This window comes from Cellulomonas sp. T2.31MG-18 (assembly GCF_964266755.1).
Lineage (GTDB): Bacteria > Actinomycetota > Actinomycetes > Actinomycetales > Cellulomonadaceae > Cellulomonas.
The window spans coordinates 1,390,916-1,404,120 of record NZ_CAXWGW010000001.1 but is presented as its reverse complement, the minus strand read 5'-3'; the positions used below and the strand labels follow the sequence as shown (position 1 = coordinate 1,404,120).

The following is a 13,205-nucleotide window of genomic DNA, read 5'->3' as shown; positions in this document are numbered from 1 at the left end:
CTCCTCAGCCGCGCACCAGGGACGCCGCCGCCATCAGCGCGGCGACGCGCGCACGGTCCACGACGTTCTCGAAGACCCCGTCGACCTTGAACGCCGTCCCGACGATGGCCGCATCGGCGATCGACAGCTGCTCCTCGATGTTGTCCACCCGGACACCGGTGTTCGCCACGACCGGCGTGTCCCTGGCGTTGGCCTTGACCACCTTCAGCTGCGCCGCGTCGGTCTCCGAACCGGCGGTCAGGCCCGAGACGCACAGACCGTCGGGACGGCAGTTGAAGACCGTCGAGCGGGTCAGCGCGGCCAGGTCCCGCTCCCCGAGGTACTGGGCCGCCTCCGGCACGATGTTGAACAGGAGGCGCACGTCCTGGCCTCCGACCGCGGCGCGGTGGCGGGCCGTCGCACCGACGTTGGTGTCCCAGACCCCGAAGTCGCTGGCGTACGCGCCGGTGAACACCTCGCGGACGAAGCGGGCGCCGGTGGCGACGGCGACGTCGATCGAGGCCTGGGCATCCCAGAGCACGTTGACCCCGAAGGGCACCTCGATCTGGTCGCGCACCTCGCCGATGACCCGTGCCATGGCGGCCGCGGTCACCGTCTCGGTCTTCGTCAGGTACGGCAGGCTGAACTCGTTGGAGATGAGGATCCCGTCGACGCCGCCGGCCTGCAGCTCACCGATCTCACGGCGTGCGTGGGCCACGACCGCCTCCATCCCCCCGGCCGAGTCGTACCCCGGGTCCCCGGGCAGGGCCGGCAGGTGGCACATCGCGATGACGGGCTTGCGCACCTCGAAGACGTCGTCCAGCCAGGTCATGTCAGTCCTCCAGGTGGGTGTCAGCGCGGTCGGCGATGACCTTGATCAGGGCAGATGCGTTCTCGCGTCCGTAGCCGGACCGCTGGGCGGCCTCGAGGTTGTCCAGCACCGGGGCGAGGCCCGGCAGCGGGCAGCCCACCTGGGCCGCGAACGCGTCGATGAGATGGGCGTCCTTGACCATGAGGTCGAGGGCGAACGACGGGCTGTAGTCCCCCGCGAGCACGGCCGGACCGACGCCGTCGAAGATCGGCGACCGGAAGTCGGTCACGTGCAGCACGTCCAGGACGGCGTGCAGGTCGAGCCCGGCACGCTTGGCGAGGGCCAGCGCCTCGCCAAGCACGTTGAGCTGCGCTGCGACGACGAGGTTGCCGACGAGCTTCATCCGCGCCCCCGCACCGTGCCCACCCATGTGATGGACCGTCTCGGCCACAGCGTCCAGCACGGGGCGCACCGTCTCCACCGTCTCGGTGTCACCCCCGACCACCACCCAGAGCCCGCCGGCGGCCGCCTCACCCTTGGACCCGAAGACGGGCGCGTCGAGGAAGCGGATGCCGCGCTCCTCGGCGGCCCGGGCCTCCTCGTCGCTGAGCGTCGGGCTGATGGTCGACATGTCTGCCACCACGGTGGTCGCAGCGACGTGCGCCAGCACCCCGTCAGGACCGAGAACCGCCTCGCGGACCGCGGTGTCGTCCGACAGGCAGACGAGAACGACGTCGCGGCCCGCGACCGCCTCGGCGATCGAGCCGGCCGCAGTGGCGCCGGGCGCGTCCGTGGCGATCCTCTCGGCCGTCCGGTTCCACACCGTGACGTCGTGACCGGCACGCAGCAGGTTCGCCACCATGCCGCGGCCCATGGTCCCGAGGCCGATGTACCCGATGGATGCCATGGCTCAGCTCCTCGCCGTCACGGTGTCGGCGGGGGCGGACGCGTCGTTGGCTGCGCGCCAGGACTCCAGGAACCTCAAGAAGGCCGTGGCCCCGGGGTCCTGCAGACCGATGCTGCGTTCCTGGAGCCAGGACGCACGTCCCCGCCGGGACTGCAGCGGCGTGGTGTCTTCCACCGCGCGACGGGCGGCGCCGATGGCTTCGTCCAGGCCGCTGCTCGCGTCAGCGGCTGCCTCCAGCGCTTCGGCCGCGGGCATGATCGCGTCGAGGATCGTCTTGTCCCCGAGCTGGGTCTTGCCTCGGTTGGCGATGTTCTCCCCGGCCAGGCGCGCGAACGCGCCGGCGTCTGCGACGCTGACATCGTCCAACGTTGCCCAGCCACGCGATCCCGCCAGCAGGCCGCCGGCGACGAGCGCTGCCATCGTGGACGGGTTCGCGTTGGCGAACGCCTTCGCACACGTCCGGGCGATCTCGGTGGGGGACGCGTCGTCGGACAACGCCTCAAGCGCCTCGATGACAGCCTTCGCGCCGAGGGACACGGTGATTCCGAGGTCGCCGTCGCCGAGCGCCTGGTCCAGGTCGCGGAGCTCGTCGGCATAGCCGACCAGCTCGCCGAGGGCGCGGCTGATCGACTCCTGAAGCTGGACGGAACGCATCGTTCTACTCCTCGAAGAAGGGCGACTTGGCGGGGGCCTCGAGCAGCGCGAGCCGCTCGTCGTTGAGCTCGAGGAGAGAGATGGAGGCGCCGGCCATCTCCAGGCTCGTCGCGTACTCGCCGACGTAGGACTTGGCGATCGTGATCCCACGCTCGGCGAGCAAGGTGTGCACCCGGCGGAACAGGACGTACAGCTCCTCCAGCGGTGTGGCACCCAGACCGTTGACCAGGACCGCGACGCGCGAGCCCGAGGTCAGGTCGAGGTCCGCGACCAGCGCGGTGATGATCCGATCGGCGATCTGGTCGGCCGACTCCAGCGGGCCCCGGTGGATCCCGGGCTCGCCGTGGATGCCGATCCCGATCTCCATCTCCCCGTCGGGCAGCTCGAAGCTCGGGTGGCCCGTGGTGGGCAGGATGGTCGGCGACAGGCCGATGCCCATCGTCGCGGTGTGCTCGATCACGTCCTCGGCGACGGCGGCGACCTGGTCCAGGTCGTCGCCGCGCTCGGCCGCGGCGCCGGCCGCCTTGTACGCGAAGATGATCCCGGCGACGCCTCGCCGATCCGCCTTGCGGTCCTTCGGCTGGCTCGCGACGTCGTCGCGGCCGAGCACGGTGCGAGTCTCGATGCCTTCCAGCTCGGCCAGGTCGGTCGCGAGGTCGAAGTTGAAGACGTCGCCGCCGTAGTTGCCGTACAGGAACAGCACTCCGGCGCCGCCGTCGACAGCCTTGGCGGCCTCGAAGCACTGCTGTGAGGACGGGGAGCTGAAGACGTTGCCGATCGCGACGCCCGAGCACAGACCTGTACCGACGTAGCCCTTGAACAGCGGCAGGTGCCCCGAGCCGCCACCGGTGACGATGCCGACATGGCCGGCGACCGGCGCATCGGCGCGCACCAGGATCCTCAGGTCGTCGGCCGGCGTCTTCACCAACGTCGGGTGCGCCTTGAGGATGCCCTCGATCATCTCGTCGACGAATCGATCGGGATCGTTGATGATCTTCTTCACGTCATTCCTTCCTTCGGTGCACGACGGTGCGCGCCGGGCGGGTACGGCTTCGTGTGTCGGTGCAGGTCACACCGGTGTCGGCGGCGTCGCGGGCCCGACTGGTAGCGCGGGTGGAGTCCCTCGTCGCCGGCGGCGCAGGTGCACCTGATCGGAGACCATGACGACGATGAGGATCAGGCCCTGGGCGACGGCGTACTGGTAGGGCGACCAGCGCATGGCGTTGAACCCGCTGGACACGATCTGCAACGTCAGGGCGGCGAGCACGACCCCGGTGACGGTGGCGAACCCGCCGTTCGGATTGGTGCCGCCGAGGACCGCGATGACGATGACGAGCAGGGTGTAGGAGGCGCCGTAGTCCGCACTGGCCGTCGGGTTGCGTGCGATGAACAGCATGCCGGCGATACCGCCGAGCAGTCCGGTCATCACGTACGTGCCCAACAGGGTCCGTCGGCTGCTGATCCCGGAGTACGCAGCCGCGGTCGGGTTGGCGCCCTGCAGCTGGATCTTGTGCCCGAGTGCGGTCCGGTTGATCAGAATCCCGATCCCCGCGGCCACGAGCAGCAGGGCGATGAACAGGACCGGGATGCCGCCCACCGTGGCGTTCCCGACACCGGTCAGGACCCGCGGGGCTCCGTAGAGCGTCCGGCCGCCCGTCCACACCACCGCCAGACCGTTGAAGATCTGCATCGTGGCGAGCGTCGCCAGGATCGGGGTGATGCCGACTCGGCTGACCAGGAGGCCGTTGACCAAACCGCCAACCAGCGCCACCACCAGACCGATGAGGATGAACACCGGTCCGAGCGCGTCGCCGCGGCTGCCGGCGGCCGTGTAGAGCGTCGAGATGGTGATGGCGGTCAGGTTGGCAACGGCCACGATCGACAGGTCGATCCCGCCCGTGAGCATCGCGAGCATCTGGGCGATGGCGAGCACGCCGATCTCCGGTGCAGCCACGGCGATGTTCTGCAGGTTGAGGGTGGACAGGTACACCCCGGGACGCAGCGCTGCGAACAGGGCGAAAGCCACCACGACGAGGACCAGCATGCGCCGCACGCCACGGTTCGTCTGGAAGCGGCCGACCAGCGATCGGGCTACCTCGTCGACACTGGCATTGACTCGCCGCAGCGAGCCCTGCTCCTTCTGGGCGGTCACCGGGCCACCTCCAGGTCCTCGTGGGCGAACACTCTCTTGCGCGAGCGCTTCGCGGCGGCCGCCTGGACGCCGACACCTATGACGAGCAGGAGACCCACCGCAGCGCGCTGCCAGGCGGTAGGCACACCCACGAGCAGCAGGCTGTTGTTGATCAGCTGCACGAGCAGCACCCCGAGGAGCGTGCCTCCGACAGAGCCGCGGCCACCGAAGATCGACGCCCCACCGAGAACGACGGCGGCGATGATGTCGAGCTCGCTGCCGACCAGGTCCTGCGGGTTGGCGTTCCGCCCGAGGATCACGTAGACCACACCGCCGGCGGCGGCGAGCATCCCGACCAGGACGTAGACGAGCAGCTGGGACCGGATCACGCGGAAGCCAGCGCGTCTCGCTGCCTCGGTGTCCCCACCGATCGCGTAGACCCCGCGCCCGAACATCGTGTTGCGAAGCAGCCACCACACGAACACCGTCAGCAGGACCGGGACCAGGACCATCAGGCTCACCGAGACCGGTGAGCCTCCGGAGTGGGCCGTGACCAGGTCGTGCTTGCCGGCGCGGTCCATGCTGGGCGGCAGCGCGGCGATGTACCGCGAACCGATGTAGGCCAGCAACGCGCCCTTGAACACGCTCTGCGTACCCAGGGTGACGATCAGTGTCGGCAGCCGGAACCGGGCGATCAGCCCGCCGTTGACCAGCCCGAGCACCGCACCGATCCCCAGCGCGAGCAAGGTGAGGACGACCAGCGAGGCGGTCGATCCACCGGCTCCGGAGAGCTTCACGGTGGTGTACGCGGCGAAGATGGCGATTGCCGCGAAGGAGACGTCGATCCCGCCGGAGATGATGACGATCAGGACGGCCAGGGCGAAGATCACCGGCACGATCGAGCTGCGAATCACCGCGAAGAGGGTTCCCACGGTAAAGAATGACGGGCTCACCAGCGACATCGCGACGATGAGGACCACCAGGACGGCCGCGAGAACGCCCTCGTTGTTGGAACCACGAAGGGCCATGAGCCGGGCGCTCATGCGGCCATCGTCCGCTGGATCGTCTCGAGGTCGACGCCGTCGCCCTCGAGCTCTTGAACCACCTGGCCCTGGCGGATGACCAGGACGCGGTGGCACACGGCGACCAGCTCGGGCACGTCGTCGGACACGATGAGCACGCCGCGACCGTCTGCCGCCTCCTGGCGCAGGATCTGCAGGATCTCTGACTTCGACCCCACGTCAACTCCCACGGTCGGTCCGTTCAGGATGAGCACCTTCGGCTTGGTCGCCAGCCACTTGGCCAGCACGACCCGTTGCGCGTTGCCGCCCGACAGGCTCCGCACAGGCGAGGAGACGTTCGGCGCCTTGATGCGCAGCCGCCCGAACAGCGACGTGATCGTCTCGGCGATGCGCCGGCGATCGAGAAGACGTGAGGGGCGGCGCCGGTAGGCGTCGAGTGAGGACGCGATGATGTTGTCCGCGATCGACGCATCCATGAACAGGCCCTGAGTAAGGCGATCCTCCGGCACGTACCCGATGCCTGCCGCGACGGCGTCGTCGATGGAGCGGATCGTGCAGTCCTGCCCGTCGACGGTGATGGTGCCCGAGCGGGCAGGCAGCACGCCGAACAGGGATTCGGCGATCTCGCTGCGACCGGAGCCCAGCAGGCCCGTCAGCCCGAGGACCTCACCGCGGTGCAGCGTGAAGGACACGTCGCGGTACGCCCCGGGAAGGGTCAGGTCCCGCACCTCCAGCACGGCGGAGGCGTCAGCTGGCAGGCGTACGACCTGCCGGCTCTCGTCGATGTCGTGCCCGGTCATGTAGCGCCCGATGCTGGCTCCGTCGAGCTCGGCGGCCGGCGCTGTGAGCACGTGGGACCCGTTGCGCAGGATCGTGACGGTCTGAGCGACCTGGAGGACCTCGTCGAGCTTGTGGCTGACGAAGAGGAGCGCGACGCCGCGCTCCGTCAGCTGCCGCACGACCGCGAACAGCCGCTGCACCTCGGTGCGGGTCAGCGCCGTGGTCGGCTCGTCCATGATCAGGATGCGCGCGTCGTGGACCAGGGCGCGGCAGATGGCGGTGAGCTGCTTGTCGGCGACGGAGAGGCGTTCGACGTCCTCGTCGAGGTCCAGCTTGATGCCCAGCTCGCGCACGATCCGCTCGGCGGCGGGACGTGCGCGCCTTCTGGAGTAGAGCGCCCGGTGGGCGGCGACCTCGCCCGTGAGCACGATGTTCTCGGCCGCGGTGAGGTTCCCGAACAGCGAGAAGTCCTGGTAGATGACCTGGATTCCCGCATCCATGGCGCCGCTCGGCGTCATGCGGTCGTGCTCGGTGCCCGCGACGACGATCCTGCCGGAGTCGGGTCGCTCGACGCCGCTGATGATCTTGATCAGCGTGGACTTTCCGCAGCCGTTCTCACCGGCCAAGCAGTGCACGGTGCCCGCCTTCAGGCTCAGGGAGACGCCTGCGAGGGCGCGCACGCCGCCGAACGTCTTGACGATGTCGCTGACCTCGAGCACCGGAGCTTCGCTCTCGCTCATCGCTCACCTCCAGGGGGACGGTGCGGCCCCGTCGTCTCGACGGGGCCGCACCTGCGTTCAGCGGATCAGAAGGGGTACTTCGCCATGTTCGACTTGTCGACGATCACGGCCGCGTCACCGACGTAGACGTTGTCCGTTCCGGTCAGCTTCTTCAGGGAGTGGTACCCCTCCAGGCCCAGATCGGTACCGTCCTGGACCTTCTGCCCCTGGGCGAGCATGAGCGCGATCTTCAGCTGCGCCTGGCCGGCCAGGGCGGGGTCCCAGAAGAAGATCTTCTGGATCGAGCCGTCCGTGAGGTACTTCGACGCGACCGACGGGATGCTCGTGCCCATCACGCAGACCTGACCGGCCTTGCCGGCCTCGGACACGGCGCGGGCAATACCGGCGACGTCGGTGCCGGCCGAGCCCTCGAAGCCCTTGATGTCGGGATACTTGCCGAGGATCTCCTTGGCCTTCTGGTACGCGACGTTCTCGTCCTCCTTGGACTCGATCGGGTCCTCGACCCGGGTCACGTTCGGGTACTTGGCCTTGGCCTCGTCGAGCGCCCCCTGGACCCAGTCCATGTGCGTCTTGGCGGTCAGGTGGCCGACGAACGCCACGTACTTCCCGGAGGTGCCCATGCACTGGGCCAGGTTGTCCATCATCTTGGCGCCGTAGGCCGCGTTGTCGAACGCCTCGATGTCGATGTCGACGTTCTTCATGCCGGCGGCTTCGTGCGAGACGACGACGATGCCCTGCGACCGGGCCTGGCCAAGCACCTGCTCGAGCGACGCCGGCGAGTTGGGCACCACGGTGATGGCCGTCGGCTTCTGCGGGATCAGGTTCTGGATGATCTGGACCTGCTTCTCCGGGGTGGCGTCGTCGCCGCCGTCCTGGCGAGCGTCCACACCGGTGTCCTTCTTGAACTGCGCCACACCCTCGGCCATGCGGTCGAACCAGCCCACACCCTGGATCTTCACGACCGTGACCATCGTCATGGACTTCGGGTCCTTCGTGGCACCGCCAGCGGCGCCACCGCCCGCAGCACCCGACGACGAGGACGTCGTCGAACCGCCGACCGAACCGCATGCGGTCAGCAGACCAGTCACCACGGTCGCGGCCACTGCGAGCTTCATGGACTTCGTGCGCCTCATGTCTCACTCCCTCGTGATCTCGAGCCTCTGCACGGCTTCGTGCACTCCCAGCGGCCACTACGCCGACTTTGGCGACAGTAGACCCCGATTTCGCACAGGTCGAGCACCTGTTATGCGCGATATCGCGCATATGACGATCGTTACCTGCTCGTTACCGCGCAGACCCCTGTGTAGGCTGCGTGCAACGCGACGATGCGAGGAGGGGGCAGTGGGCAGACGGCAGGACATCGTGGCGATCGTCCGGTCGACGGGTTTCGCCAGCGTGGTCTCACTGGCCCAGCACTTCAGGGTCGACACCTCGACGATCCGCCGCGACCTGGACCGCCTCGAGCAGCAGCGGCTGATCGAGCGCACGCACGGCGGGGCCGTCCCCGTGAAGTCTGCTGACGGACGGGCCTCCTCCGAGACGCGTCATCGCGCTGAGAAGGCCGCCATCGGGGCCGCCATGGCCGAACGCATCCACGAAGGCCAGACGGTCCTTCTCGACAGCGGGACAACGACCCTCGAGGTCGCCCGGCACCTGAAGCACCAGCGACTGACCGTCGTCACGCACGACCTGCGCATCGGCCTGGAGATCGCCAAACGGCGCAGCATGCACCTGGTGTTCATCGGAGGTGAGCTGCTGCCCCAGGAGTTCGCCATGTGGGGTCCCACATCCGTGCAGCAGATCGACAACATGCGGGTCAACGTCGCGATCTTCGGCGCGGACACCGTCCTCGACGAGGGCCTCTACATCCGAGCCAGCTACGAGCTCGAGGTGAAGCGGCACATGCGAGCCATTGCGGCCGAGGCCTTCTTCGTGGCCGACAGCTCCAAGTTCGGCCGTGAGGCGCTCTTCAAGGTGTTCGGCTTCGAGGAGTTCACCGCCGGGATCACCGACGACACACTCGACCCGATCCGCGCAGCGTCCTTCCCGGTCCCCTTGATTCGTGTGCCCGCGCGACGAACGCCGGAAAGCGAGACCGCCATAGATGACGCGGCCCCTGAGCGCCGAGCCAGACCGGAGCGTCGAGCCACAGTCGATAGTGAGGCAGGCCCAGCCATCTGACACCGCTCGATGCCAGATGCGGGATCCTGGATGAGGATCAGTGCGAGAAGGAACTGGTTCCACGACCAATAGGAAGTAGAGCAGGCCGGCTCGGTCCTCGTCCACCGGGCGCCTCGCCAAGATGGTGAAGTCTGGCCGGCACCGCCCTCACGTCGTCGACCGCGACTCGTGACCTCGGCGGTACGGCGTGCGCCGCAGGGCTCAACGGCGTCCGCGGATTCGAGTCTCGCAGCCTGTTGACCTGCGACTACGCTAACTCGACGCCCGTGCACCCACCGGTTCAATCCCAGCGGGGACGCGTCTGACCTGCACGGATGTCGCGATATCGTCCGGATTTCTGTCCACTTTCTGGCCCTCGACCAGCAAGAAGGCCGCCTCTCCACCCGGAGAAACGGCCTCTGACCTGCATCGATGGTGGAGCTGAGGGGATTCGAACCCCTGACCCCCTGCATGCCATGCAGGTGCGCTACCAGCTGCGCCACAGCCCCTCGACCCGCAACCGCGAGCCGCGCCCCGGAGGGCGCCTGGAGAGTCTAGGACGATCCCCGGCCCGAACGCTAATCCGGGTTCCGGGTCTGCGACTCCGCCTCGGCGGGTGCGTCGGGCCCCGCGTCCCAGTCCCGCGAAGCGTCCGTCGGGCCGAGGTTGAAGCCGTGCAGCCGCCAGTCCGGTGCCACCGGCCCGTGCGAGGGGCTGAGGTCGGCCCAGTGCGCGTTCTGCAGGCCGATCACCCCGCGCCATGCCGGGTCCTGCCCCAGCAGCTCACCCACCGCGAGTGCGATGGCCGCCCCGTGCGACACCACCACGAGCGTGTCGGCCTGTCCGAGCGCCGCTGCGTGGGCCCGGACCGCCGCACCGAGGCGTGCCGCGACGTCGGCCCGCGACTCGGCACCGACACCGACGGGGTCGCCACCGGCGCGCCAGACGGCGAACTCGTCCGGCCAGCGCTGGTCGATCTGCTCGCCGGTCAGCCCCTCCCACTCCCCGAAGCTGCGCTCGCGCACCTGCGGGTCCACGGAGAGCGGCAGGCCGGCACCGCGGGCCAGGTACTCGGCGGTGGCCTGCGCCCGCGAGAGGTCCGACGACACGATCACCGTCGGCTCGTACCGGGCGAGGATCGTCGCGGCAGCGGTGCGAGCCTGCCAGCGGCCGACGGCGTCGAGAGGGATGTCGATCTGACCCTGCAGCCGTCCGCTCGCGTTCGCCGCCGTGCGTCCGTGCCGCCACAGCAGCACGCGTCCGGCGGTCACTCCCCGAGGTCCTCGTGCTCCTGGCCCGCGCGCTCCTGCTGCTCGACACCCCGTGAGTCAGCCGGCAGCTCGATCACCGGGCAGTCCTTCCACAGCCGCTCGAGGGCGTAGTAGACCCGGTCCTCGGCGTGCTGCACGTGCACGACGATGTCGCCGAAGTCGATCAGCACCCACCGGCCCTGACCTTTGCCCTCTCGCCGCAGCGGCTTCGCGCCGAGCTTGAACAGGGCCTCCTCGACGGCGTCGACGATCGCGCCGACCTGCCGCTCGTTGGTGCCGGACGCGATGAGGAACACGTCGGTGAGCACCAGCTGGGCGCTCACGTCCAGGGCGATGATCTCCTGCGCCTTGCGGTCGGCAGCGGCGTGCGCCGCGGCATAGGTCAGCTGCAGGGCACGGTCGGATGCGGGCACGGGGCTCCTCGGTGGCGCGTCAGAGCGCGGTGGTGGGGTCTGCGACGGCGGTGGCCAGCACAGAGACGACGGAGTGCGACGAGGTTCCCTCGGCGCCGGACGAGCCGGACGGGCGCCCGTGGTTCCACAGTGCGACGACGAGGAAGCCGAGCACGAACGCCACGATGACCAGGACGATCAGGTGCAACCACGTGTAGGGATGACGGCGCGCGACCGGCTCGTCGTCCTCGTCGTCCAGGTCCACGGGCGGGGCCGTCCGCGGGGACGGGAAGGGTGCGCTGGGGACCTCGGGCGACGCCGCGGCGGGACCGGCCGGCCGGGCTGCCGGGGTCGGGGTCGGGGCGGGAGCCCCATCGGGTTCCACGACCGCCCAGGAGCCGCGACGTGGCTCCGCCGGGGGCGTGAGGACTGCGGGCGACGGCGCGGGCGCCTGGATGGTCGGTGCCGCCTCCGCACGAGCCGGCGTCCAGGCCGCGGGCCGCTGTCCGGCGACCGGCTCCGCTGCAGCCGGGGTCGAGCCGTAGGACGGCCACGACTGGGCCGGGGCCTGCGGGGCATCCGCCGGCCGTCCCGAGGTAGCGGCACGGCCCTCGGGAGCCCACGACGGCGCGCTCTGCGCGCGTGGTCCGCGCGTGGCGGAGTCAGCGGCTGCACCCGGCGCCCACGTGGGCGCGGCCCCGCGACCCGGCTGGCTCGCGTCGCTCGGCCTGCCCTGAGGCGTGCTGCCGTTCGACGGAGCGGGTGCGAAGGCGGCGCGGGAGGGAGGCGCCGGTGGTGCCGAGGCCTCCCGCGGCACCGGGTTGCGGGCCGGCGGCGCCGCAGACGGACCTGGGGACGGATTGGCCGACGATGGGGAGCTCGTCGCCGGTCCCCAGCCGGTGGCCGCGGCGGGGCGTCCGGCGAGGCCCGACGTCGGTGCGGCACCCCCCGCGGGCGCCCCACCCTGCGGGGCACCTGCCGACGCGCCCGACGTCGCCATCGACGAGCGAGGACCCGCCGTCGGGTCGAGCGTGTCGCGCGTCGCGCGGCGAGAGCGGTAGGCCGCGTCGGAGATGACCGGCGGACGGACGCCGCCCTGCGTCGGACCGGCGGGCGGTGCGACCGACCCCTGCGCGGGTACGGGGGGTGGCACACGGCCGGGCGTCGCGGCGCTCCGGGGCGTCGGGCCCAGCGTCGAACGGCCCGGGACGGCGGCGGGCGCAGCGGGGGCGGGCCGTGAGCCCGACGTCGGACCGGACGTCGGCCGTGGTGCCGCCCACACGGGCGTCCCCCCGGAGGTCGGCTGACCGGGCGTCGACTGCTCGCGCAGCGCGCGGCGGGACGCCGTCGGAGGGCGCGCATCAGGCCGAGCCGGCTGCTCCGTCCCGGACGGTCCTTGGGGACGGGTCGGCTCCGGCCAGGACGACGCCGACGGCGCCCACTGGGGTGCGCGTGCGGCTCCCGTGGCGGTCTCCTCCGCAGGGACGGCGGCCTCGGAGGCAGCACGCTCCCTCTCGCGGCGCCGCCGGCGCTCTCCGGGTTCACTCATCAGGACCTCGATACAACCTGTGCTTGCCGATGTACTGGACCACGCCGTCCGGCACGAGGTACCAGACCGGCATGCCGGTCCTCGCCCGTGCCCGGATGTCTGACGAGGAGATGGCCAGCGCGGGGATCTCGAGCACGCTGACGCGATCCCCCGGCAGCCCGTCCACCGACAGCGTGTGCCCCGGCCTGGTGACCGCGACGAAGTGCGCCATGGTGAACAGCTCGTCGGCATCCTTCCACGTGAGGATCTGCGCGACGGCGTCCGCTCCCGTGATGAAGTACAGATCGGCACCCGGACGCTGAGACTTCAGGTCCCGCAGCGTGTCGACCGTGTACGTGAGGCCGGGCCGGTCGACGTCCACCCGGCTGACCCAGAACCGCGGGTTCGAGGCGGTCGCGATCACCGTCATCAGGTAGCGGTGCTCCGCCTCCGACACCGGCTGGTTCTGCTTGAACGACGGCTTGCCGGTGGGGACGAAGATCACCTCGTCCAGGTCGAACCGCGCGGCCGCCTCGCTCGCCGCCACCAGGTGACCGTGGTGCACGGGGTCGAACGTCCCGCCCATGACGCCAACGCGTGGTCGAGTCATGGGCGGCGCGACGACGCCGGAGGTCAGTGCTTCGAGCCCGCGTGACGGAACGCGGACGTGATCAGCAGCAGGGCGGCGAGCCCCACGAACGCGCCGATGCCGAACACGGGTGCGGGGAACGGCAACGTGGCGCCTGCGGCCTCCTGGGCGGCGATCAGCGCAGCCTGCACGGGAACCTCCAGCGGTCGGGACGGGACGGCCAGTCTCTCACGGGTGCGGG

Annotated in this window: 14 protein-coding genes and 1 tRNA gene; 1 reads left to right on the top strand and 14 read right to left on the bottom strand. The window is 70.3% G+C overall.

Translation table 11 applies throughout. The features are described from left to right. Window positions 1–4: 4 nt before the first annotated feature. From ACFQTY_RS06555 to ACFQTY_RS06520, 8 genes are all read right to left on the bottom strand, one after another. Window positions 5–811: a BtpA/SgcQ family protein gene (locus ACFQTY_RS06555; protein ID WP_291759027.1), complete on the bottom strand. Its 807-nt coding sequence runs from the start codon at window positions 809–811 to the stop codon at window positions 5–7. A 1-nt stretch (window position 812) separates the two neighbouring features. Further along, window positions 813–1,697 (bottom strand): NAD(P)-dependent oxidoreductase, encoded by an 885-nt coding sequence (locus ACFQTY_RS06550; RefSeq protein WP_378098645.1) that lies wholly within the window; start codon window positions 1,695–1,697, stop codon window positions 813–815. Window positions 1,698–1,700: 3 nt separating this feature from the next. Beyond that, window positions 1,701–2,351, bottom strand: a complete 651-nt coding sequence (locus ACFQTY_RS06545) for a dihydroxyacetone kinase subunit L (RefSeq protein WP_291759031.1) — start codon at window positions 2,349–2,351, stop codon at window positions 1,701–1,703. A gap of 4 nt (window positions 2,352–2,355) precedes the next feature. After that, a complete protein-coding gene (locus ACFQTY_RS06540; RefSeq protein WP_291759034.1) occupies window positions 2,356–3,354 on the bottom strand; it encodes a dihydroxyacetone kinase subunit DhaK in 999 nt (332 codons plus the stop codon). A 66-nt stretch (window positions 3,355–3,420) separates the two neighbouring features. Further along, window positions 3,421–4,503: an ABC transporter permease gene (locus ACFQTY_RS06535; RefSeq protein WP_291759037.1), complete on the bottom strand. Its 1,083-nt coding sequence runs from the start codon at window positions 4,501–4,503 to the stop codon at window positions 3,421–3,423. Then, window positions 4,500–5,525 carry an ABC transporter permease gene (locus tag ACFQTY_RS06530; RefSeq protein ID WP_291759039.1) on the bottom strand — a complete coding sequence of 342 codons (1,026 nt, stop codon included), beginning with the start codon at window positions 5,523–5,525 and terminating at the stop codon, window positions 4,500–4,502. Before ACFQTY_RS06530 ends, ACFQTY_RS06535 begins: the two co-directional genes overlap by 4 nt. Then, window positions 5,522–7,024, bottom strand: coding sequence for a sugar ABC transporter ATP-binding protein (locus ACFQTY_RS06525; RefSeq protein WP_378098641.1), 1,503 nt, complete (start codon window positions 7,022–7,024; stop codon window positions 5,522–5,524). Before ACFQTY_RS06525 ends, ACFQTY_RS06530 begins: the two co-directional genes overlap by 4 nt. Window positions 7,025–7,089: 65 nt before the next feature. Next, window positions 7,090–8,157, bottom strand: a complete 1,068-nt coding sequence (locus tag ACFQTY_RS06520; RefSeq protein WP_291759043.1) for an autoinducer 2 ABC transporter substrate-binding protein — start codon at window positions 8,155–8,157, stop codon at window positions 7,090–7,092. A gap of 208 nt (window positions 8,158–8,365) precedes the next feature. Between ACFQTY_RS06520 and ACFQTY_RS06515 the strand changes: the two genes are divergently transcribed. Then, window positions 8,366–9,205, top strand: coding sequence for a DeoR/GlpR family DNA-binding transcription regulator (locus tag ACFQTY_RS06515; RefSeq protein WP_291759046.1), 840 nt, complete (start codon window positions 8,366–8,368; stop codon window positions 9,203–9,205). Window positions 9,206–9,617: 412 nt separating this feature from the next. On the opposite strand, the gene ACFQTY_RS06510 is transcribed toward ACFQTY_RS06515, so the two are convergent. From ACFQTY_RS06510 to ACFQTY_RS06485, 6 genes are all read right to left on the bottom strand, one after another. After that, window positions 9,618–9,693 (bottom strand) — tRNA-Ala (locus ACFQTY_RS06510). Between the two features lie 69 nt (window positions 9,694–9,762). Next, window positions 9,763–10,455: a histidine phosphatase family protein gene (locus ACFQTY_RS06505; RefSeq protein WP_378098639.1), complete on the bottom strand. Its 693-nt coding sequence runs from the start codon at window positions 10,453–10,455 to the stop codon at window positions 9,763–9,765. Further along, window positions 10,452–10,868 (bottom strand): ribosome silencing factor, encoded by a 417-nt coding sequence (gene rsfS / locus ACFQTY_RS06500; RefSeq protein ID WP_291759055.1) that lies wholly within the window; start codon window positions 10,866–10,868, stop codon window positions 10,452–10,454. The genes ACFQTY_RS06505 and rsfS overlap by 4 nt, the downstream gene beginning before the upstream one ends. Before the next feature lie 19 nt (window positions 10,869–10,887). Further along, the gene (locus tag ACFQTY_RS06495; RefSeq protein WP_291759059.1) at window positions 10,888–11,112 is read right to left on the bottom strand and encodes a hypothetical protein; all 225 of its coding nucleotides are present in this window, start codon (window positions 11,110–11,112) and stop codon (window positions 10,888–10,890) included. A gap of 1,276 nt (window positions 11,113–12,388) precedes the next feature. Continuing rightward, window positions 12,389–12,985 carry a nicotinate-nucleotide adenylyltransferase gene (nadD, locus tag ACFQTY_RS06490; protein WP_291759062.1) on the bottom strand — a complete coding sequence of 199 codons (597 nt, stop codon included), beginning with the start codon at window positions 12,983–12,985 and terminating at the stop codon, window positions 12,389–12,391. Window positions 12,986–13,008: 23 nt separating this feature from the next. Next, window positions 13,009–13,155, bottom strand: a complete 147-nt coding sequence (locus ACFQTY_RS06485) for a hypothetical protein (RefSeq protein WP_291759065.1) — start codon at window positions 13,153–13,155, stop codon at window positions 13,009–13,011. Between the last annotated feature and the right edge of the window lie 50 nt (window positions 13,156–13,205).